General features: G+C 42.1%; 31 protein-coding genes and 1 pseudogene. All 32 read left to right on the top strand.

Annotated elements, in window-relative coordinates:
- The first annotated feature begins 121 nt into the window (after window positions 1-121).
- Window positions 122-1,633 carry a glycerol kinase GlpK gene (gene glpK / locus D3H64_RS02460; protein ID WP_121564510.1) on the top strand — a complete coding sequence of 504 codons (1,512 nt, stop codon included), beginning with the start codon at window positions 122-124 and terminating at the stop codon, window positions 1,631-1,633.
- A gap of 676 nt (window positions 1,634-2,309) precedes the next feature.
- Window positions 2,310-2,618 carry a 30S ribosomal protein S10 gene (rpsJ, locus tag D3H64_RS02455; protein WP_121564508.1) on the top strand — a complete coding sequence of 103 codons (309 nt, stop codon included), beginning with the start codon at window positions 2,310-2,312 and terminating at the stop codon, window positions 2,616-2,618.
- 17 nt (window positions 2,619-2,635) lie between these two features.
- On the top strand, window positions 2,636-3,271 hold the full coding sequence (gene rplC / locus D3H64_RS02450) for a 50S ribosomal protein L3 (protein ID WP_121564506.1): 636 nt from the start codon (window positions 2,636-2,638) through the stop codon (window positions 3,269-3,271).
- 24 nt (window positions 3,272-3,295) lie between these two features.
- Window positions 3,296-3,919 carry a 50S ribosomal protein L4 gene (gene rplD, locus D3H64_RS02445; protein WP_121564504.1) on the top strand — a complete coding sequence of 208 codons (624 nt, stop codon included), beginning with the start codon at window positions 3,296-3,298 and terminating at the stop codon, window positions 3,917-3,919.
- Window positions 3,919-4,212: a 50S ribosomal protein L23 gene (rplW, locus tag D3H64_RS02440; RefSeq protein WP_121564502.1), complete on the top strand. Its 294-nt coding sequence runs from the start codon at window positions 3,919-3,921 to the stop codon at window positions 4,210-4,212. Before rplD ends, rplW begins: the two co-directional genes overlap by 1 nt.
- Window positions 4,213-4,238: 26 nt before the next feature.
- A complete protein-coding gene (gene rplB, locus D3H64_RS02435) occupies window positions 4,239-5,069 on the top strand; it encodes a 50S ribosomal protein L2 (protein WP_121564501.1) in 831 nt (276 codons plus the stop codon).
- 84 nt (window positions 5,070-5,153) lie between these two features.
- Window positions 5,154-5,390 carry a 30S ribosomal protein S19 gene (gene rpsS, locus D3H64_RS02430; protein ID WP_370448439.1) on the top strand — a complete coding sequence of 79 codons (237 nt, stop codon included), beginning with the start codon at window positions 5,154-5,156 and terminating at the stop codon, window positions 5,388-5,390.
- Between the two features lie 16 nt (window positions 5,391-5,406).
- Complete coding sequence (gene rplV, locus D3H64_RS02425) at window positions 5,407-5,763, top strand: 50S ribosomal protein L22 (protein WP_121564497.1); 357 nt, start codon at window positions 5,407-5,409, stop codon at window positions 5,761-5,763.
- A 3-nt stretch (window positions 5,764-5,766) separates the two neighbouring features.
- Window positions 5,767-6,417: a 30S ribosomal protein S3 gene (gene rpsC / locus D3H64_RS02420; protein ID WP_121564495.1), complete on the top strand. Its 651-nt coding sequence runs from the start codon at window positions 5,767-5,769 to the stop codon at window positions 6,415-6,417.
- 2 nt (window positions 6,418-6,419) lie between these two features.
- Window positions 6,420-6,854, top strand: coding sequence for a 50S ribosomal protein L16 (rplP, locus tag D3H64_RS02415; RefSeq protein ID WP_121564493.1), 435 nt, complete (start codon window positions 6,420-6,422; stop codon window positions 6,852-6,854).
- The gene (gene rpmC / locus D3H64_RS02410) at window positions 6,844-7,041 is read left to right on the top strand and encodes a 50S ribosomal protein L29 (protein WP_121564491.1); all 198 of its coding nucleotides are present in this window, start codon (window positions 6,844-6,846) and stop codon (window positions 7,039-7,041) included. The genes rplP and rpmC overlap by 11 nt, the downstream gene beginning before the upstream one ends.
- Before the next feature lie 29 nt (window positions 7,042-7,070).
- Window positions 7,071-7,331: a 30S ribosomal protein S17 gene (gene rpsQ / locus D3H64_RS02405; RefSeq protein WP_121564489.1), complete on the top strand. Its 261-nt coding sequence runs from the start codon at window positions 7,071-7,073 to the stop codon at window positions 7,329-7,331.
- A gap of 28 nt (window positions 7,332-7,359) precedes the next feature.
- The gene (gene rplN, locus D3H64_RS02400) at window positions 7,360-7,728 is read left to right on the top strand and encodes a 50S ribosomal protein L14 (RefSeq protein WP_121564487.1); all 369 of its coding nucleotides are present in this window, start codon (window positions 7,360-7,362) and stop codon (window positions 7,726-7,728) included.
- An 18-nt stretch (window positions 7,729-7,746) separates the two neighbouring features.
- Window positions 7,747-8,055, top strand: coding sequence for a 50S ribosomal protein L24 (gene rplX, locus D3H64_RS02395; RefSeq protein ID WP_121564485.1), 309 nt, complete (start codon window positions 7,747-7,749; stop codon window positions 8,053-8,055).
- 23 nt (window positions 8,056-8,078) lie between these two features.
- Window positions 8,079-8,618 carry a 50S ribosomal protein L5 gene (rplE, locus tag D3H64_RS02390; protein WP_121564483.1) on the top strand — a complete coding sequence of 180 codons (540 nt, stop codon included), beginning with the start codon at window positions 8,079-8,081 and terminating at the stop codon, window positions 8,616-8,618.
- Window positions 8,619-8,634: 16 nt separating this feature from the next.
- Window positions 8,635-8,820: a type Z 30S ribosomal protein S14 gene (locus D3H64_RS02385; RefSeq protein ID WP_121564481.1), complete on the top strand. Its 186-nt coding sequence runs from the start codon at window positions 8,635-8,637 to the stop codon at window positions 8,818-8,820.
- A 25-nt stretch (window positions 8,821-8,845) separates the two neighbouring features.
- Window positions 8,846-9,244, top strand: a complete 399-nt coding sequence (rpsH, locus tag D3H64_RS02380) for a 30S ribosomal protein S8 (protein WP_121564479.1) — start codon at window positions 8,846-8,848, stop codon at window positions 9,242-9,244.
- A gap of 21 nt (window positions 9,245-9,265) precedes the next feature.
- Entirely contained in the window at window positions 9,266-9,802 is a 537-nt protein-coding gene (gene rplF / locus D3H64_RS02375) for a 50S ribosomal protein L6 (RefSeq protein WP_121564477.1), read from the top strand.
- Window positions 9,803-9,847: 45 nt separating this feature from the next.
- Window positions 9,848-10,204 carry a 50S ribosomal protein L18 gene (rplR, locus tag D3H64_RS02370; RefSeq protein WP_121564475.1) on the top strand — a complete coding sequence of 119 codons (357 nt, stop codon included), beginning with the start codon at window positions 9,848-9,850 and terminating at the stop codon, window positions 10,202-10,204.
- Window positions 10,205-10,225: 21 nt separating this feature from the next.
- Window positions 10,226-10,726, top strand: a complete 501-nt coding sequence (rpsE, locus tag D3H64_RS02365) for a 30S ribosomal protein S5 (RefSeq protein ID WP_121564473.1) — start codon at window positions 10,226-10,228, stop codon at window positions 10,724-10,726.
- A gap of 13 nt (window positions 10,727-10,739) precedes the next feature.
- The gene (gene rpmD, locus D3H64_RS02360) at window positions 10,740-10,919 is read left to right on the top strand and encodes a 50S ribosomal protein L30 (protein ID WP_121564471.1); all 180 of its coding nucleotides are present in this window, start codon (window positions 10,740-10,742) and stop codon (window positions 10,917-10,919) included.
- A 23-nt stretch (window positions 10,920-10,942) separates the two neighbouring features.
- A complete protein-coding gene (gene rplO / locus D3H64_RS02355; protein ID WP_121564469.1) occupies window positions 10,943-11,383 on the top strand; it encodes a 50S ribosomal protein L15 in 441 nt (146 codons plus the stop codon).
- Window positions 11,383-12,681 carry a preprotein translocase subunit SecY gene (secY, locus tag D3H64_RS02350; RefSeq protein WP_121564467.1) on the top strand — a complete coding sequence of 433 codons (1,299 nt, stop codon included), beginning with the start codon at window positions 11,383-11,385 and terminating at the stop codon, window positions 12,679-12,681. The genes rplO and secY overlap by 1 nt, the downstream gene beginning before the upstream one ends.
- A gap of 23 nt (window positions 12,682-12,704) precedes the next feature.
- A complete protein-coding gene (locus tag D3H64_RS02345) occupies window positions 12,705-13,361 on the top strand; it encodes an adenylate kinase (RefSeq protein ID WP_121564465.1) in 657 nt (218 codons plus the stop codon).
- A gap of 91 nt (window positions 13,362-13,452) precedes the next feature.
- Entirely contained in the window at window positions 13,453-13,671 is a 219-nt protein-coding gene (infA, locus tag D3H64_RS02340; protein ID WP_121564463.1) for a translation initiation factor IF-1, read from the top strand.
- Between the two features lie 31 nt (window positions 13,672-13,702).
- Window positions 13,703-13,816, top strand: coding sequence for a 50S ribosomal protein L36 (rpmJ, locus tag D3H64_RS02335; RefSeq protein WP_025729653.1), 114 nt, complete (start codon window positions 13,703-13,705; stop codon window positions 13,814-13,816).
- A gap of 25 nt (window positions 13,817-13,841) precedes the next feature.
- The gene (gene rpsM, locus D3H64_RS02330) at window positions 13,842-14,204 is read left to right on the top strand and encodes a 30S ribosomal protein S13 (protein ID WP_121564461.1); all 363 of its coding nucleotides are present in this window, start codon (window positions 13,842-13,844) and stop codon (window positions 14,202-14,204) included.
- A gap of 29 nt (window positions 14,205-14,233) precedes the next feature.
- Window positions 14,234-14,620 (top strand): 30S ribosomal protein S11, encoded by a 387-nt coding sequence (gene rpsK, locus D3H64_RS02325; protein WP_121564459.1) that lies wholly within the window; start codon window positions 14,234-14,236, stop codon window positions 14,618-14,620.
- Between the two features lie 44 nt (window positions 14,621-14,664).
- Complete coding sequence (locus D3H64_RS02320; protein ID WP_121564457.1) at window positions 14,665-15,609, top strand: DNA-directed RNA polymerase subunit alpha; 945 nt, start codon at window positions 14,665-14,667, stop codon at window positions 15,607-15,609.
- A gap of 22 nt (window positions 15,610-15,631) precedes the next feature.
- Entirely contained in the window at window positions 15,632-16,024 is a 393-nt protein-coding gene (gene rplQ, locus D3H64_RS02315) for a 50S ribosomal protein L17 (RefSeq protein ID WP_121564455.1), read from the top strand.
- Window positions 16,025-16,994: 970 nt separating this feature from the next.
- A complete protein-coding gene (locus D3H64_RS02310; RefSeq protein WP_121564453.1) occupies window positions 16,995-17,831 on the top strand; it encodes an energy-coupling factor ABC transporter ATP-binding protein in 837 nt (278 codons plus the stop codon).
- Window positions 17,807-18,580, top strand: a pseudogene (locus D3H64_RS02305) (energy-coupling factor ABC transporter ATP-binding protein); the annotation flags it as partial. The gene D3H64_RS02310 and the pseudogene D3H64_RS02305, both read left to right, overlap by 25 nt.
- Window positions 18,581-18,871: the final 291 nt, after the last annotated feature.

The raw sequence follows: 18,871 nt of genomic DNA, 5'->3' as shown, positions 1-18,871 counted from the left end.
GGGTTTTTCGGCTTATTATCCAAAAGGCTTTACGAACAATAAAGTAAGCGCTTGCTCTTTAGCTAAGTGAATTGTTATAATGAAGCTAGCGTATAACTTATTGAAAGCAAGGGAGAGGCCTATGACGACATCAACTTATATTATGGCGATTGATCAAGGGACGACGAGTTCTCGGGCGATTATTTTTGATAAACAAGCGCAAATTATAACGATTGCACAAAAGGAATTTCCACAGCATTTTCCTCATTCGGGTTGGGTGGAACATGATCCTAATGATATTTGGCAGTCAGTTCAATCAGTTATTGCGACGGCCTTTATTCAAAGTGGGATTAAGCCAGAACAAATTGAAGCAATTGGGATAACGAATCAACGGGAAACGACAGTTGTGTGGGATAAGCAAACCGGTTTACCTATTTATCCTGCGATCGTTTGGCAATCACGGCAGTCAGCTCCTATTATCGATGAGTTAGTGGCAAAGGGTTACGAAAAATTCTTCCATGAAAAAACGGGGCTCATTTTAGATCCTTACTTCTCAGCCAGTAAAATTCGTTTTATCTTAGACCATGTCGACGGGGCTCAAGAGCGAGCTGAGGCAGGGGAATTGCTGTTTGGTACGATTGATACATGGTTGGTTTGGAAATTGACAGATGGGAAATCGCATGTAACAGATTATACTAATGCTTCTAGAACCATTCTTTTTAATATCAATGACTTGAAGTGGGACGAAGAGATTCTTGAATTATTGAATATTCCAAAGATTATGCTTCCGGAAGTACGCTCGAATTCCGAGGTTTATGGCTATACGGCACCCTATCATTTTTATGGAGGTTCTGTCCCTATTGCTGGAATGGCTGGAGACCAACAGGCGGCTTTGATTGGACATCTTGCTTTAGAAAAAGGTATGGTAAAGAATACTTATGGCACGGGTTCCTTTATTGTGATGAATACGGGAGCAAGTCCAAAGTATTCAGAGAATCGTCTCTTAACGACTATTGCTTACAAGCTTGGTGATAGAATAGCTTATGCGCTAGAAGGGTCTATTTTTGTCGCTGGATCAGCCGTCCAATGGTTAAGGGATAGTGTCCATATGGTTGAAACGGCAAAAGAAACGGAGAGACTGGCGCAAGAATCGAAAACGAACGATGATATTTACATGGTACCGGCTTTTACGGGTCTTGGAGCACCTTATTGGAATTCAAAGGCAAGAGGGGCTATTTTTGGGATGACTCGTGCCACAAATAATGCCGATTTAGCCAAAGCCACTTTGCAAGCTATTGCCTATCAAGTGAAAGATGTCATGGAACTGATGCAGAAAGAAACGGGGATGCCTATTCCTGTCTTGAAAGTAGATGGAGGGGCGTCAGTCAACAAGTATCTCATGCAATTCCAAGCAGATATTTTGGACTGTCCTATAGAACGACCAGACGATGTGGAAACAACAGCACTTGGGGCAGCCTATTTAGCAGGGCTTGCGATTGGCTTCTTTAAGGACTGGGCAAGTTTGGAAAATCTAAAAGAAGGCGTTACAGCTTATACGCCAGCCATGACAAAAGAAAAGAGAGAACGTTTATATAAAGGCTGGAAACGAGCAGTAAAGGCAACGGAAAGTTTTAGTCAGGAAGAAGAGATATAGCCTGTTGGATCTTGGCGTGATGAATCAGTAGAATGGGACACATAGCATGCTTCTTAAAAAAGTTCTTCTAGATGAACTTGGTCAAGAATCAGTAGAATGGGACACATAGCATAGATGAATGAAGAGGGCTTTGATGTTGGATCAAGCCCTTTTTAGTATGGGCAGATGTTGGGATCAAGATCTCTTTAAGTGGCAAATCGGAAATCCTCTTTGAAGTGGCAAATTAAAAATGCCATTTATAAGGAAGAAACTAGAAAAAAAGCAAAAATAGCTGGTGGGAGAACTGGCGACAATAGGCCGATCCAGTGGAGGGAGATAGCAGAAAGTTGGTTATGAAAAAAAGCCTAGTTGACCGAAAGAGCTTACAGCAAGTCCATCGCAAAAAACACAAAAAAACTTGAAATAATTTAGATCTAATCCTTGAAAAGTCCCTAGGGTATCTGTATAATATGAAAAGTGTTGTTCTATAAATATTTCTAGAAGTGCGTCTTTTCTGGAAGTTACTCACCAAAAGAGACGAGCTGAAGGAAGAAGAACACACACCCCCTAGGAAGTACCGAGGGGGAGCGTTGAAGCGGGAGGTTGCGACACGCCCGGATGCATTGCCACTGAAGGGCACAGTCGGATATTCACGTGGAGCTAGTCATTGCTAAACAATTGACGAAGGAGGGTCATTATGGCAAAACAAAAAATCCGGATTCGGTTGAAAGCTTACGAACACCGTGCTTTAGACCAATCTGCAGAAAAAATCGTTGAGACGGCAAAAAGAACAGGTGCTGGCGTAGCTGGTCCTATTCCATTGCCAACCGAAAGATCTTTATACACAGTTATTCGTGCAACGCACAAGTATAAAGACTCTCGTGAACAGTTCGAAATGCGGACACACAAACGTCTGATCGACATTTTGAACCCAACACCAAAAACTGTTGACGCATTAATGAAGCTTGACTTGCCAAGCGGCGTTGACATCGAAATCAAATTATAATAAATGGAGGTGTAACCATGACTAAAGGAATCTTAGGTCGTAAAGTTGGTATGACTCAATACTTTACTGAAAATGGCGAATTAGTTCCTGTAACAGTAATCGAAGCTACTCCAAACGTAGTTCTTCAAGTTAAAACTGTTGAAACTGATGGCTATGAAGCAGTGCAATTGGGCTACCAAGATAAACGCGAGGTTTTAGCAAACCAACCGGAAAAAGGTCATGTAGCAAAAGCAAATGCTACTCCTAAGCGCTTCATTCGCGAATTCAGCAATGTCGAGCTTAGCGAGTATGAAGTTGGACAAGAAGTGAAAGTAGACACATTCTCTGCTGGAGATATTGTTGACGTCACGGGGACATCTAAGGGTAAAGGTTTCCAAGGGGCTATCAAACGCCACAACCAATCTCGTGGTCCTATGGCTCACGGTTCTCGTTACCACCGTCGCCCTGGTTCAATGGGTATGGCTTCTGATGCTTCTAAAGTATTCAAAGGCAAAAACCTTCCAGGTCAAATGGGTGGCCACCAAGTAACTATCCAAAACTTGGAAATCGTAGCAGTTAATGCTGAAAAGAACGTTATCCTAATCAAAGGTAATGTTCCAGGCCCTAACAAATCATTAGTACAAATTAAATCTGCCATTAAAGGCGCTAAATAATTCGCGAAAGGAGGATAACACGTAATGGTTAAGGTTAATGTATTCACTCAAGATGGAGCAGCTAAAGGCGAAATCGAATTGAACGATGCAGTCTTCGGTATTACTCCTAACGAACATGTCATCTTTGATGCTATCATCATGCAAAGAGCTTCCTTACGCCAAGGGACTCACGCAGTTAAGAACCGTTCCGCAGTTAGCGGTGGTGGACGTAAACCATGGCGTCAAAAAGGGACAGGACGTGCCCGTCAAGGTTCTATCCGTTCTCCACAATGGGTAGGCGGTGGTGTGGTATTTGGTCCAACACCTCGTTCTTATAGCTACAAGTTGCCACGTAAAGTTCGTCGTTTAGCGTTGAAATCCGTGTTATCTCAAAAAGCTCAAGAACAATCTGTTGTTGTTTTAGAACAACTTAGCTATGAAACACCAAAAACAAAAGTCTTCAATGACTTACTTAAGAAATTAGACTTAACTCAAAAAGTCTTGCTTGTCTTGGAAGAAGGCAACGAAACAGCCGCTTTAGCAGCACGTAACTTAAGCAACGTGCGCGTGATCGAAGCATCTGACGTTAACGTATTGGATGTTGTTCACAGCGATGTAGTCCTCTTCACTAAACAAGCTCTTGAATCTGTAGAAGGAGGGCTTCAATAATGAATGTGTATGATGTTGTTAAACGTCCAGTCATCACGGAACAATCAATGAGCCAAATGGATGAAAAGAAATATACATTTGATGTTGATACCCGTGCAACTAAGACTCAAGTTAAAAATGCTGTAGAACAAATCTTCGATGTAAAAGTTTCTAAAGTGAACATTTTGAATGTTCGTGGGAAGAAAAAACGCATGGGTCGCTACGTTGGTTACACCAACAAACGTCGCAAAGCGATTGTTACCTTAACAGAAGCATCTAAAGACATCGAACTATTCGCATCTGAAGGCGAATAAATCACCAGTTAACAGGAGGGATACACGTGGCGATTAAAAAATATAGACCAACGTCTAACGGTCGTCGTAACATGACAGGTTATGATTTTAGCGAAATCACTAAAACAACACCTGAAAAATCGTTACTCGAATCATCTAAAAACCGTGCTGGTCGTAATTCGCAAGGTAAGATCACTGTTCGTCATCAAGGTGGTGGCCACAAACGTGCTTACCGTATCATCGATTTCAAACGGAACAAAGACGGTGTGATCGGAACAGTTGCTGCAATTGAATACGATCCAAACCGTACATCTAACATTGCTTTGATTCATTATGAAGATGGGGTTAAAACCTACATCATCGCACCTAAAGGCTTGAAAGTCGGTCAAAAGATTGAATCAGGTGAAAATGTGGACATCAAGTTAGGGAATGCTCTTCCATTAGGCAATATTCCTGACGGTACTGTTATCCACAACATCGAATTAAAACCAGGTAAGGGTGGCCAATTAGTTCGTTCTGCTGGGGCTCGTGCTCAAGTATTAGGGAACGAAGGTAAATACACTATGGTTCGCTTGAACTCTGGTGAAGTACGTTTAATCTTATCAACATGCCGTGCAACTATCGGTTCTGTTGGTAACGAACAACACGAATTGATTAACTTTGGTAAAGCTGGTCGTGCTCGCTGGATGCGCAAACGTCCTGAAGTACGTGGTTCTGTAATGAACCCTAACGATCACCCACACGGTGGTGGTGAAGGCCGTGCTCCAATCGGTCGTCCATCTCCAATGACTCCATGGGGTAAGAAAGCTCTTGGCTTGAAGACACGTCGCAAGAAGAAACATTCAAGCAAGTTAATCATCCGCGGACGCAAAAAATAATCATTAGATACTGGATAACTCTGGAAGGAGGATACGAACGTGACTCGTAGTTTGAAAAAAGGACCTTTCGTCGACGAACATTTGATGAAGAAGGTTGAAGCTGCTGCTCAATCCGACAAAAAAGTTGTAATTAAGACTTGGTCTCGTCGCTCAACAATCTTCCCAAATTTTGTTGGACAAACGATTGCCGTTTATGATGGGAGAAAACACGTCCCAGTTTACATCCAAGAAGATATGGTAGGACATAAATTAGGTGAATTCGCCCCAACCCGCACATTCCGTGGGCACGCTGGCGATGACAAGAAAACGAAAGTAAGATAACGAGGAGGAATAACCAATGGCAGAACGCATTACAAGCGCAAAAGCAACTGCAAAAACTGTCCGGATTGCACCTCGTAAGGTTCGTTTAGTGATCGATCTCATTAGAGGCAAAAAGGTCGGCGAAGCAATTGCTATTTTGAAGCACCAACGTCGTGGCGCTTCCCCAATTATTGAAAAAGTACTTAACTCCGCAATCGCTAATGCGGAACATAACTTCGATTTAGACGTGACGAATTTGGTTGTCACTGAAGCTTATGCTAACGAAGGACCAACGATGAAACGTTTCCGTCCACGTGCAAAAGGTTCAGCTTCACCAATTCTTAAGCGCACGAGCCACATCACGATTGTGGTATCAGAATCAGAGGAGGGATAATCAGTGGGTCAAAAAGTAAATCCAACAGGTATGCGTGTAGGCATCATCCGTGACTGGGATGCAAAATGGTATGCTGAAAAACAATATGCAGACTACCTTCACGAAGATTTGAAGATTCGCGATTACATCTACAAGACATTGAACGAAGCTTCTGTTTCTCGTATCGAAATCGAACGTGCAGCTAAACGCATCAACATTGCAATTCACACCGCAAAACCAGGTATGGTAATTGGTAAAGGCGGTTCTGAAGTTGAAAAACTACGTCAATCTCTTAACCAAGTGACTGGCAAAAAAGTTCATATCAACATCGTCGAAATCAAGAAACCTGATTTAGACGCTAAATTAGTGGCAGAAAGCATTGCACAACAATTAGAAAACCGTGTAGCTTTCCGTCGCGCTCAAAAACAAGCTATCCAACGCTCTATGCGTGCAGGTGCAAAAGGGATCAAAACTCAAGTATCTGGTCGTTTGAACGGTGCTGATATCGCTCGTTCCGAAAGCTACTCTGAAGGAACTGTTCCATTGCATACTTTACGTGCAGATATTGACTACGCTCATGAAGAAGCAGATACCACTTATGGTAAGTTAGGAGTAAAAACTTGGATTTATCGTGGTGAAATCTTGCCTACGAAAAATCTAGAAGGAGGGAAATAAGCATGTTAGTACCTAAACGTGTAAAACACCGTCGCGAATTCCGTGGTAAAATGCGCGGGGAAGCTAAAGGCGGCAAAGAAGTTGTTTTCGGTCAATTCGGTCTTCAAGCTGTTGATTCAAAATGGATCACTAACCGTCAAATCGAAGCAGCTCGTATTGCGATGACTCATTACATGAAACGTGGTGGGAAAGTCTGGATCAAAATTTTCCCTCACAAATCTTACACTGCAAAAGCTATCGGGGTTCGGATGGGTTCCGGTAAAGGGGCTCCAGAAGGTTGGGTTGCTCCAGTTAAACGCGGTAAAGTCTTATTTGAAGTTGGTGGGATTTCTGAAGAAGTGGCTCGTGAAGCATTACGTCTTGCTTCTCACAAATTGCCAATTCGTACGAAATTCGTAAGACGTGAAGAATTGGGTGGTGAATCGAATGAAGGCTAAAGACGTTAGAGCACTTTCTACTCAAGAATTAGTTAAGAAAGAACAAGAGTTCAAAGAAGAGTTGTTCAACTTGCGTTTCCAATTGGCTACTGGTCAATTAGAAAACACTGCTCGGATTAAAGAAGTCCGCAAATCGATTGCACGGATTAAAACCGAATTACGTCAACAAGAACTTAATCAACAATAGAATAAGATAGAAAAAGGAGGACAAGCCTCATGGATCGTAACCAACGCAAGGTATATCAAGGTCGCGTTGTGTCCGACAAAATGGACAAAACTATTATTGTCTCTGTGGATACTTACAAACAACATCCAACTTATGGCAAACGGGTAAAATACTCCAAACGCTTCAAAGCTCATGATGAAAACAATTCAGCTAAAATGGGCGATGTCGTTCGGATTATGGAAACACGTAAATTATCTAAAGACAAACATTTCCGTTTAGTTGAAATCGTTGAAGAATCAGTGATTATCTAAGCATTAACGACGGAAGGAGGAACTCAAAGTGATTCAAAGTGAAACTCGCTTAAAAGTAGCCGATAATTCAGGCGCTCGCGAAGTATTGACTGTTAAAGTACTTGGCGGTTCTGGCCGCAAAACAGCTAACATTGGTGATGTAATCGTTGCAACGGTTAAACAAGCAACACCAGGTGGCGTTGTTAAAAAAGGTGACGTCGTTAAGGCTGTAATCGTTCGGACTCGTTCTGGCGCACACAGAAAAGACGGTTCCTACATCAAATTTGATGAAAATGCTTGTGTTATCATTCGTGATGACAAGAGCCCACGTGGAACTCGTATCTTTGGCCCAGTTGCTCGTGAACTTCGTGATAACAACTACATGAAGATTATTTCATTAGCACCTGAAGTGATCTAATTAAAGGAGGTGCCTAACATGCATGTCAAAACAGGTGACAAAGTTAAAGTAATCGCCGGTAAAGATAAAGGCAAAGAAGGCGTTGTAACGCAAGCTTTCCCTAAAACTAACCGTGTCATTGTCGAAGGCGTAAACATCGCTAAGAAACATGCGCGCCCTTCTCAAGCTGATCAAATGGGCGGCATTAAAGAAATCGAACAAGCTATCCACGTGTCTAACGTGCAATTGATCGACCCAGCTACAGGTGAAGCAACTCGTACGGGTTCTCGTATCGAAGATGGCAAGAAAGTTCGCTACAACAAAAAAACTGGTGAAACTATCAAATAATCGAGGAAGGAGGATAAATAGTAATGAACCGTTTAAACCAAAAGTATAAAGAAACAGTTGTTCCGGCTTTAGTTGAGAAATTCTCATACAGCTCGATCATGCAAGTCCCTAAAGTTGAAAAAATCGTGATCAACATGGGGGTTGGTGACGCTGTAAGTAATTCTAAAAACTTAGAAAAAGCTGTTAACGAATTGACATTGATTTCTGGTCAAAAACCAGTTGTTACAACTGCTAAGAAATCTATCGCTGGCTTCCGCTTACGTGAAGGTATGCCAATCGGTACAAAAGTTACCCTTCGTGGTGAACGTATGTATGACTTCTTAGACAAGTTAATCTCTATTTCCCTTCCTCGGGTGCGTGACTTCCGTGGGGTTTCTAAGAAGAGCTTCGACGGCCGTGGGAACTATACATTAGGGGTTCGGGAACAATTAATCTTCCCAGAAATTTCTTACGATAACGTTGATAAGGTACGCGGGATGGACATTGTTATTGTAACAACCGCAAATACCGATGAAGAAGCAGCTGAGTTGTTAACTCAACTTGGTATGCCATTCAAGAAGTAATAAGGAGGCGAGTAGTTTGGCAAAAACATCAATGGTTCAAAAAAACCTTAAACCAAAGAAATTTTCGACACAAGAGTACACCCGTTGCGAACGCTGCGGACGCCCACACTCTGTATATCGTAAATTTAGACTATGCCGCATTTGCTTACGCGAACTTGCCTATAAGGGACAAATTCCTGGCTTGAAGAAAGCTAGCTGGTAATCAAGTAATAAGGGGGTAAACGTTAATGGTGATGACTGATCCAATCGCGGATTTCTTAACCCGTATTCGTAACGCAAACATGGTTCGCCACGCTTCATTTGAAGTGCCAAGCTCAAACATGAAAGTTGCGATCGCTGAAATTCTTAAACGCGAAGGCTTCATTAAAAACTATGAAGTTAAAGAAGACAACAAACAAAACACAATGCGTGTGTTCTTGAAGTACACCAAGGACAACGAACGTGTTATTTCTGGACTAAAACGTATCTCAAAACCAGGGCTACGTGTTTACGCTAAGACCGATGAAGTACCTAAAGTATTGAACGGTTTAGGGATTGCCTTGATTTCCACCTCGGAAGGCGTAATCACTGACAAAGAAGCCCGTGCCAAAAACGTTGGCGGCGAAGTGCTCGCTTACGTTTGGTAATTCTATAGGAGGTGTCAATCAGTGAGCCGTATCGGAAATAAAGTCATTGTAGTCCCAAACGGTGTCGAAGTGAAAGATCAAGACCGTACTATCACGGTTAAAGGTCCTAAAGGCGAAATGAGCTTTAGCTACAGCGATGCCTTAACTTTGACTGTAGAAGGCAATGAAATCTCAATTTCTCGCTCTTCTGATAAAAAAGACGTTCGTGCATTGCACGGCACAACTCGCGCTTTGATCAACAACATGATCATTGGTGTGAGCGAAGGATTTAAGAAAGAATTAGATTTAATCGGGGTTGGGTACCGTGCCCAATTACAAGGCAAGAAACTCGTATTGAACGTTGGTTACAGCCATCCTGTTGAATTCGAATTGCCAGAAGGTATTACTGTTGAAGTTCCTTCTAACACGAAATTGATCGTGTCCGGTTATGATAAAGAAGCAGTTGGCGACTTCTCTGCTAAAGTACGTGAAGTTCGTCCACCAGAACCTTATAAAGGCAAAGGGATTCGTTACACTGATGAATTCGTTCGTCGTAAAGAAGGTAAAACTGGTAAATAATAGGCCATTAGCGGCTTAACATAAAGAAACAAAGAGGTGAAAATTGTGATTTCAAAACCAGATAAAAACAAATTACGTCAAAAACGGCATGCCCGTGTACGCCGTCATATCTCTGGTACTGCTGAGTGCCCACGCTTAAACGTGTTCCGTTCCAACACAAACATCTACGCTCAATTAATTGATGACGTAGCGGGTGTGACGCTAGCAAGTGCCTCTACTCTTGATTCCGCAGTTTCTAAGGGGACTAAGACGGAACAAGCTGCACAAGTTGGTCAATTAATCGCAGAACGTGCTAAAGCAGCTTCTATTACGAATGTTGTCTTTGACCGTGGCGGTTATCTTTACCATGGCCGTGTTCAAGCATTGGCTGATGCCGCACGTGAAAACGGCTTGAAATTTTAAGAGAAGGAGGAATATATCTTTATGACTTTTATCGATCCCAATAAATTAGAACTTGAAGATCGCGTGGTCGCTATCAACCGTGTCTCTAAAGTTGTTAAAGGGGGCCGTCGTCTACGTTTTGCAGCCTTAGTCGTTGTCGGTGACAAGAACGGTCATGTCGGCTTTGGTACAGGGAAAGCTCAAGAAGTTCCAGAAGCTATCCGTAAAGCAATTGAAGACGGACGTAAGAACTTAATCGAAGTTCCTCGCGTTGGCTCTACAATTCCTCATGAAGTATTTGGTGAATTCTGTGGTGGTCGCGTTATGTTGAAACCAGCTATTTCCGGTTCTGGGGTAGCTGCTGGTGGTTCTGTTCGTGCCCTTATCGAATTGGCAGGGATTGCTGATATTACAAGTAAATCCTTGGGTTCCAACACACCAATCAACGTTATTCGTGCAACTATGGAAGGATTAAAATCCTTGAAGACTGTTGAACAAGTAGCAGAATTGCGTGGCAAATCTGTTGAAGAAATTTTGAACTAAGGAGGACAAACAAGTGGCTCAACTCAAAATTACCTTGAAAAAAAGCTTGATCGCTCGTCCTCAAAATCAAATCAGAACAGCCAAAGCGCTTGGTTTGACTAAAATCGGCAAAACTGCTGTGAGAACTGAAAATGACGCGATCAAAGGGATGATCCGCACTATTTCTCATTTAGTAAGCGTTGAGGAAGTTTAGATTACACGAGGAGGTGCCAAGAGATGAAATTACACGAATTACATCCTGCAGAAGGCTCACGTCAAACACGTAACCGTGTGGGTCGTGGTCAAGGTTCTGGGAATGGTAAAACATCTGGACGTGGTCAAAAAGGTCAAAAAGCACGTTCTGGTGGTAAAGTTCGTTTAGGTTTTGAAGGTGGGCAAATGCCTATTTTCCGCCGTATGCCTAAACGTGGCTTCAAGAACATTAACCGTAAAGAATATGCAGTGGTTAACGTTGAAGCATTGAACCGCTTTGAAGATGGCGCAACTGTTAAAGTTGTTGACCTAGTCGAAGCAGGTTTGGTGAAAGGTGTTAACGCTGGTGTTAAAGTGTTAGGCAAGGGTAAATTAGAACGTAAATTAACTGTTCAAGCGCACAAATTTAGCGCAACAGCAAAAGAATCTATTGAAGCGGCTGGTGGAACAGTAGAGGTGATCTAATGTTTCGTATGCTAAGGAACGCCCTATCAGTTAAAGATATTCGTCAACGTTTAGTCTTTACTTTCTTGATGTTGCTGGTCTTCCGAATTGGGAGTCAGATCACCGTTCCAGGAGTGAACTCTTCTGCTATCGAGGCTATTGCTAGTCAAGGCCTCTTTGGAATGTTGAACACTTTTGGCGGTGGGGCGTTGAGTCAGTATTCGGTTTTCGCTCTCGGGGTGTCACCGTATATTACGGCATCGATCGTTGTCCAACTCTTACAAATGGATATCGTACCACGCTTCGTGGAATGGTCTAAACAGGGGGAAGTGGGTCGGCGTAAGCTGAACCAGTTCACCCGCTATTTCACGATTGTTATCGCCTTTGTTCAATCCATTGGTTTGTCCATTGGCTTTAACGCCTTATCCAATTACGGCTTGGTCAATAACCCAGGGCCGCAAACCTATCTGACCATCGCTTTGATTTTAACAGCCGGTACCATGTTCTTAACCTGGATCGGTGATATGATTACAGTTAATGGTATAGGCAATGGTGTTTCAATTTTGATCTTTGGTGGGATCGTGGCTCGTCTGCCACAAGGTTTCTATAAGTTCTATATGAATTATTTCAATGGGCGCCCGCTGACCAATAATTGGAACAATCTTGGTTTTACTTTTGGCTTAATCCTAGCGATGATTTTGATCATTGTTTTCGTCGTTGTGATGGAAACGGCTCAACGTCGTTTACCGATTCAATATTCAAGACGTGCAACTGGTTCTCATGAAACTTCATGGTTACCATTAAAGATCAACTCGGCAGGGGTTATCCCAGTCATCTTTGCCTCATCCATTTTGATGGCTCCAGCTACCATTTTGAACTTATTCCAAGCGCAAATGGCAGGTAAAAAATGGTTCCAAATCTTAATGGAAGTCTTCAATATGCAGACAAAACTTGGGGCAAGTATTTACATTATTATGATTATCGTGTTCACTTATTTCTACGCTTTTGTTCAAGTAAACCCTGAAAAGGTGGCAGAAAACCTACAAAAACAAGGAAGCTATATTGTGAACGTACGTCCTGGTCGTGAAACAGAAGAATATCTGTCCGGCTTATTGGTACGTTTAAGTACTGTAGGGGCGTTTTACTTAGCACTTATTTCCTTGTTACCTATGATTGCCTCTAGTATTTGGGATTTACCGCCAGAAATCCGTATGGGCGGTACTAGCTTATTGATTGTCGTAGGGGTAGCTCTTGAAGCCGCACGGCAAATTGAAGGGCGAATGGTGACGCGTCGTTACATCGGTTTTATCGAGGAATAGGGTCCTTGAGGAGGTTTTTTCCAGTGAATACTATTTTAATGGGATTGCCAGGGGCCGGCAAAGGGACTCAGGCAGAAAAAATTGTCGCAACTTTCCAAATTCCACATATCTCAACAGGGGATATGTTCCGGGCAGCTATTGCGAACAAGACACCGCTTGGCTTAGAAGCTCAAGCTTATATCAACAAAGGTGAATTGGTTCCGGATGAAGTAACCAATGGGATCGTTAAAGAACGTCTGAGTCAAGACGATACCAAAAAAGGTTTCTTATTGGACGGTTATCCTCGTACCTTGGATCAAGCCCATGCCTTAGAGAAAACTCTATCAGACTTGGGCCGCCACTTAGATGTGGTCCTAAACATTGAGGTGGACGAACAATTACTGATGGATCGTCTAACGGGTCGGATCATTTGCCGCAAATGTGGCGCTACCTACCACACCTTAAACAATCCGCCAAAAGAAGCGAACGTCTGTGATCGTTGTGGTGAGAGTGATTTTTATCAACGGGACGATGATAAACCTGAAACCGTCAAAAATCGGATCGCCATTAATACGAAACAATCGGCGCCGATTCTCGATTTTTATGCTGAAAAAGGCTTATTGAGAAATGTGGATGGGTCAAGAGATATTAAGGATGTCTTTACAGATATAGAAAAACTCTTGAAAAACCTGCCACAATAGTTAATAGCTTGATGCACATGGTTTAATGTGATAAAATTAGGCAGTTAATATTCAATACCTTTTCCACTATCCCAATGAGGAGGGAAATTGATTGGTTAAAGAAGATGTCATCGAAGTAGAAGGAACCATTACTGAAACTCTACCTAATGCCATGTTCAAAGTTGAACTGGAAAATGGGCATGAAATTTTAGCCCATGTCTCAGGAAAGATTCGGATGCACTACATCAAAATCTTGCCTGGCGATAGAGTAACGGTTGAACTTTCGCCCTACGATTTAACCCGTGGACGGATCACTTACCGCTTCAAGTAATCGGCTCCCATGTCAATAAGGAGGGAAACGAATGAAAGTTAGAGCAAGTGTTAAACCGATTTGTGAAAAATGCAAATTGATCAAACGTAATGGTAAAGTTATGGTCATTTGCAGCAATCCAAAACATAAACAACGTCAAGGTTAGAAAATAACAAGGAGGTGCCAACTGAATGGCTCGTATTGCAGGTATCGACATTCCGCGTGACAAACGCGTTGTCATTTCGTTAACATATATCTATGGTATCGGTAGCACAACAGCGAAAGAAATCCTCGCGACTACTGGAATTTCCGAAGATACTCGGGTTCGCGATTTAACGAACGATGAATTGGATCGCATCCGTGCTGAAGTAGACAAGCTCAAGATTGAAGGGGACTTACGTCGTGAAGTTAGCTTGAACATCAAGCGTCTTCAAGAAATCGGTTCTTACCGTGGCAATCGTCACCGTTTTGGTTTGCCAGTTCGTGGGCAAAACACTAAAAACAACGCTCGTACGCGTAAAGGCCCGGCTAAAGCTATCGCCGGCAAGAAATAGGAATGACTGAAAAGGAGGTACTGCGTTAAATGGCTCAAAGAAAAAATACACGGAAACGTGTCAGAAAAAATATCGAAAGCGGTGTGGCTCACATTCGCTCTACATTTAACAACACGATCGTTATGATTACCGACGTGCATGGGAACGCAATTTCTTGGTCTTCCGCTGGTGCACTAGGCTTCCGTGGCTCTCGTAAATCTACCCCATTTGCTGCTCAAATGGCTGCTGAAACAGCTGCTAAAGGCGCAATGGAACACAACATGAAGACGGTTGAAGTAACCGTTAAAGGACCAGGTTCTGGTCGTGAAGCTGCTATCCGCGCATTGCAAGCGACTGGTTTGGAAGTTACAGCTATTCGTGACGTAACACCAATTCCTCACAATGGTTGCCGTCCGCCAAAACGTCGTCGGGTTTAATCTGTTTGGTCCATCTTAGCGTTTCGAAAGGGGTATGAAATTTAATGATCGAAATTGAAAAACCAGTCATTGAAACGATTGAGATCAGTGAAGATCAGAAGTTTGGTAAATTTGTTGTTGAACCATTAGAACGTGGTTATGGCACAACATTAGGTAATTCTTTACGCCGAATCTTACTGTCCTCGCTGCCAGGATTTGCTATTACTGACATTCAAATTGACGGTGTCTTGCACGAGTTTTCCACCGTTAAAGGGGTTATGGAAGATGTCAGCACGATTATTCTCAATTTGAAACAAGTTGCTCTAAAGAAGCTGGATGAAGAGGATACAGTTCTCGAAATCGACGTTACAGGCCCCGCTACGATTACAGCTGGAGATATTTCCCATTCTGGTGATGTCACTATTCTAAACCCTGACTTGTACCTATGTACGTTAGCTAAGGATCATCACTTGCATATCACAATGAATGCCAAGAGTGGTCGTGGCTATGTGCGCTCTGAACACAACAAGAGTGAATCTACACCTATCGGAGTTATTCCGATCGACTCGATTTACACACCTGTACATAAGGTGAATTATCAAGTTGAAAATACACGTATTGGTCATAAACGCCTTAGCGATAAATTGACTTTAGATGTGTGGACAGATGGCTCTATTTCACCAGAAGAAGCGATTTCCCTTTCTGCCAAGATTTTGACGGAACATTTAAACGTCTTCGTGAATTTAACTGATGAAGCTCGTAAAGCGGAAATCATGGTAGAAAAAGAAGAAACGCAAAAAGGTAAAATGCTCGAAATGACGATTGAGGAATTGGATCTATCCGTTCGCTCTTACAACTGCTTGAAACGGGCAGGGATTAACACGGTTGAGGAATTAACCAGTAAATCTGAAGCAGAGATGATCAAGGTTCGTAACCTGGGTCGTAAGTCTCTGGATGAAGTGAAGACAAAATTATCTGATTTAGATCTGACATTACGTCAGGACGATTAATCTGAAGGAGGGAAACCCAGGAATGGCATACCGTAAATTAAATCGGACAAGCTCTCAACGGAAAGCTTTGTTACGTGATTTAACGACTGATTTGATCATCAACGAACGTATTACCACAACTGAAGCACGTGCAAAAGAATTGCGCTCTGCAGTTGAAAAAATGATCACTTTAGGTAAAAAAGGTGATTTACACCACCGCCGTCAAGCTGCTGCATTCGTTCGTCATGAATTAAGCGACGTTCGTGTAGATGGTGAAGGCGAAGAAGGTGAAGTTGTTGTAGAAACAGCTTTACAAAAATTATTTGGCGAATTGGCATCTCGTTATGCTGAACGTCAAGGGGGATATACCCGTATTTTGAAATTGGGTCAACGTCAAGGTGACGGTGCTCCTATGGTTATTATTGAACTCGTTTAGTCTTATACGACTTACGATTTCTAAACCTCTCAAAGTATGAACGAGTGTTATGATGATGAAGGGGAACCTTTTAGTCTAGCTCGAGTGTCGCTAAGCTATCTAGCTTAGCGACCATTCATATGGTTGAGGGCTATTTTTTTTGGCTCAAGCTTGGATAAAAATCTTAGCTTGGGCTTTTTCTGATGGGGATAATATGGTGTGCCTTTATTAGCAGAATTCAACCGCTAATTGTCGAAACGACCAAGCATTGAAAACTTGGCTGGCTTGCTCTTATCATTAGGATTTATCCGCCAATTGTCCAAGCGATCAAGCATTGAAAACTTGGCTAACTAGCTCTTATTAGCTGAATTTTTCCGAAAGATATTTGCCACTTTGCGAATGACCTAAATTTTAACGGTATCTAGCTGATCCAAATAAATAGAAGCACAGTGTAAGCCTTTTTGTGTAACTTACAAGTATCTGTCTTTCGATGATATAAAGTAGACCCTTTGCCTCTCTCTTAGACTTTCACTGGCATTCATCATAAAAAAAGCCTAAAGTATTCTTTTGTAAAGGAATTTTTGGTAAGCTAAGAGCGTATGTTTAAAAAATGAGGCTATCTTTATATGCTATAATCTAGCTGGTTGAAGCTTAAATCCAGGTGAAGTTAAAAAATCTAGCTGGTTGAAGCTTAAATCCATGCGAAGTTAAAAAATCTAGCTGGTTGAAGCTCAATCCATGCGAAATCAAAAAAGTATCTGGTTGAAGCTTAATCCATGCGAAGTCATTAAAAAAATCTAGCTGGTTGAAGTTTCATCCTGGCGAGTCATTAAAAAATCTAGCTGGTTGAAGCTTCATCTAGGTGAGTCATTAAAAAGTGTAGCTTAACTTTATCTATCAGCCTGCCTTACTCCTTTAAAAATGGAGCAAGTGAAAATTTAATATAACAGGCGAAATTAAATTCATAAAAATGAAAGAAATGAGGTGACCTATGTCTCTGATGATCCAGCTCGATCATGTGAAATTTACTTATGATTCGGCTAAACCCTTGATTCTAAAGGATCTTTCTCTTTCGATTAATGAAGGAGAGTGGGTGGCAATCGTTGGACCAAATGGGTCTGGCAAATCGACTTTAGCGAAGGTGATCGATGGACTTTTGACTCCTTTATCGGGAAGTGTGACGATTGATGGGAACAGCTTAACTGAAGAAAACATTTGGGAAATTCGTTCTAAAGTCGGGATTGTTTTCCAAAATCCTGATAATCAATTCGTAGGAACTACTGTAGAAGATGATGTGGCATTTGGTTTAGAAAACCAAGCCTTTGAACGATCCTTAATGCAAGAACGGGTGGAGAAAGCTCTAAAATGGGTGAATATGTGGGATTTTAGGCATCATGAGCCCGCTCGCTTATCTGGAGGTCAAAAACAACGTGTGGCTCTGGCTGGGGTCATGGCTTTGGCACCTAAAGTGATCATCTTAGACGAGGCGACCTCTATGTTAGATCCACTTGGACGTAGAGAAGTATTAGAAACCCTACGCCAATTAAAAGCAGAAAAAGATTTGACGGTTTTATCCATTACGCATGACATAGATGAAGCAGCTTTGGCAGATCGAACGATTCTTTTAAAAGATGGGGAAATTATTTTTGATGGGCAACCAGAAGGGCTCTTTTCTCTAGGAAGCAAGTTGGAAGAATATGGGTTAGACTTGCCTTATATCGATCAATTGAAAGTAGCTTTAGTCAAAAGAGGTATTGACTTACCTGAAAGCTATCTTGATCAGGAAGGATTGGTAGAGTATTTGTGGAAATTGCATTCAAGAAAGTAAGTTTTGATTACCAAGCAGGGACACCATTTTCGAATACAGCTTTAAAAGATGTGACCTTTACTATTCCATCCGGTTCCTTTACAGCGATTATTGGCCATACTGGCTCTGGGAAGTCAACGATTCTGCAACATTTGAATGGCTTACTCAAGCCGACATCTGGAGAAGTGCATTTGGGGGATACCCTGATTACTAAAGATTCTGATATGAAAGGCTTAAAAGGCCTTCGTAAAAAAGTGGGGATTGTTTTTCAATTTCCAGAATCGCAATTGTTTGATGAAACTATCGGGCAGGATATAGCTTTTGGCCCGAAAAATTTTGGGATGAGCCAAGAGGAAGCTTTAGTTCTAGCTCATGATAAGTTAAAAGAAGTCCATCTGCCTGATGAGTATTTTGACCGCTCTCCCTTTGATTTATCTGGAGGGCAAAAAAGGCGAGTGGCCATAGCTGGAGTTTTAGCCTTAGAGCCAGAAGTCTTAGTCTTAGATGAACCAACAGCTGGTTTAGATCCAAGAGGGGCTAAGGAAATGATGCAACTCTTTTATCGCTTGCATACAGAAGAGGGCTTAACCATTGTTTTAGTGACCCATCAGATGGAATATGTGGCTTCTTTTGCTGACCATGTGATTGTCTTAGAGAAGGGGCAGGTGGTCAAAGAAGGCAGTCCAGAAGAAATCTTTTCTGATGCTAACTGGCTCCATGAGAAACAATTGTCGCTTCCATGGGCTAGTGCATTTCATCGAGAATTGCTTAAGGCTAAAGATGAGCTAGATAAGGAGACGACACTGGAAGATTCGGATAATAGCCCAGTAAGCCAAGATGCTAAATCAACTAGGGAGGAGACGTCTCAGAGCCCATTGAGTCAGTCGGATGCTTCTATGGAAAGTTCATCTAAAAGCCCATTGAGTCAGTCGGATGCTTCTGTGGAAAGTTCATCTAAAAGGCCATTAAGTCAGTCGGATTCGTCTATGGGTAGTTTAAGTAAGAGCCCAGTAAGCCCTTCAGGATGCCAGTTAAGTCAAAGGCTAGATAAAAGCCTAGAT

This window comes from Atopobacter sp. AH10, assembly GCF_003664595.1.
Lineage (GTDB): Bacteria > Bacillota > Bacilli > Lactobacillales > Aerococcaceae > Atopobacter.
Note: the sequence above shows the minus strand (reverse complement) of the source record. Positions and strands in the feature narration are given on the sequence as shown.

Bases quoted from the DNA above. Each gene is read 5' to 3' on its own strand.
- glpK (WP_121564510.1), top strand. From the start codon at position 122: ATGACGACATCAACTTATATTATGGCGATTGATCAAGGGACGACGAGT.
- rplW (WP_121564502.1), top strand. From the start codon at position 3,919: ATGAATGTGTATGATGTTGTTAAACGTCCAGTCATCACGGAACAATCA.
- rplP (WP_121564493.1), top strand. From the start codon at position 6,420: ATGTTAGTACCTAAACGTGTAAAACACCGTCGCGAATTCCGTGGTAAA.
- rpsJ (WP_121564508.1), top strand. From the start codon at position 2,310: ATGGCAAAACAAAAAATCCGGATTCGGTTGAAAGCTTACGAACACCGT.
- secY (WP_121564467.1), top strand. From the start codon at position 11,383: ATGTTTCGTATGCTAAGGAACGCCCTATCAGTTAAAGATATTCGTCAA.
- rplV (WP_121564497.1), top strand. From the start codon at position 5,407: ATGGCAGAACGCATTACAAGCGCAAAAGCAACTGCAAAAACTGTCCGG.
- rpsK (WP_121564459.1), top strand. From the start codon at position 14,234: ATGGCTCAAAGAAAAAATACACGGAAACGTGTCAGAAAAAATATCGAA.
- rplQ (WP_121564455.1), top strand. From the start codon at position 15,632: ATGGCATACCGTAAATTAAATCGGACAAGCTCTCAACGGAAAGCTTTG.
- D3H64_RS02320 (WP_121564457.1), top strand. From the start codon at position 14,665: ATGATCGAAATTGAAAAACCAGTCATTGAAACGATTGAGATCAGTGAA.
- rplD (WP_121564504.1), top strand. From the start codon at position 3,296: ATGGTTAAGGTTAATGTATTCACTCAAGATGGAGCAGCTAAAGGCGAA.
- rplC (WP_121564506.1), top strand. From the start codon at position 2,636: ATGACTAAAGGAATCTTAGGTCGTAAAGTTGGTATGACTCAATACTTT.
- rplE (WP_121564483.1), top strand. From the start codon at position 8,079: ATGAACCGTTTAAACCAAAAGTATAAAGAAACAGTTGTTCCGGCTTTA.
- rpmJ (WP_025729653.1), top strand. From the start codon at position 13,703: ATGAAAGTTAGAGCAAGTGTTAAACCGATTTGTGAAAAATGCAAATTG.
- D3H64_RS02310 (WP_121564453.1), top strand. From the start codon at position 16,995: ATGTCTCTGATGATCCAGCTCGATCATGTGAAATTTACTTATGATTCG.
- rpsH (WP_121564479.1), top strand. From the start codon at position 8,846: ATGGTGATGACTGATCCAATCGCGGATTTCTTAACCCGTATTCGTAAC.
- rpsQ (WP_121564489.1), top strand. From the start codon at position 7,071: ATGGATCGTAACCAACGCAAGGTATATCAAGGTCGCGTTGTGTCCGAC.
- rpsS (WP_370448439.1), top strand. From the start codon at position 5,154: ATGAAGAAGGTTGAAGCTGCTGCTCAATCCGACAAAAAAGTTGTAATT.
- rpsE (WP_121564473.1), top strand. From the start codon at position 10,226: ATGACTTTTATCGATCCCAATAAATTAGAACTTGAAGATCGCGTGGTC.
- rplO (WP_121564469.1), top strand. From the start codon at position 10,943: ATGAAATTACACGAATTACATCCTGCAGAAGGCTCACGTCAAACACGT.
- rpmC (WP_121564491.1), top strand. From the start codon at position 6,844: ATGAAGGCTAAAGACGTTAGAGCACTTTCTACTCAAGAATTAGTTAAG.
- rpsM (WP_121564461.1), top strand. From the start codon at position 13,842: ATGGCTCGTATTGCAGGTATCGACATTCCGCGTGACAAACGCGTTGTC.
- rplX (WP_121564485.1), top strand. From the start codon at position 7,747: ATGCATGTCAAAACAGGTGACAAAGTTAAAGTAATCGCCGGTAAAGAT.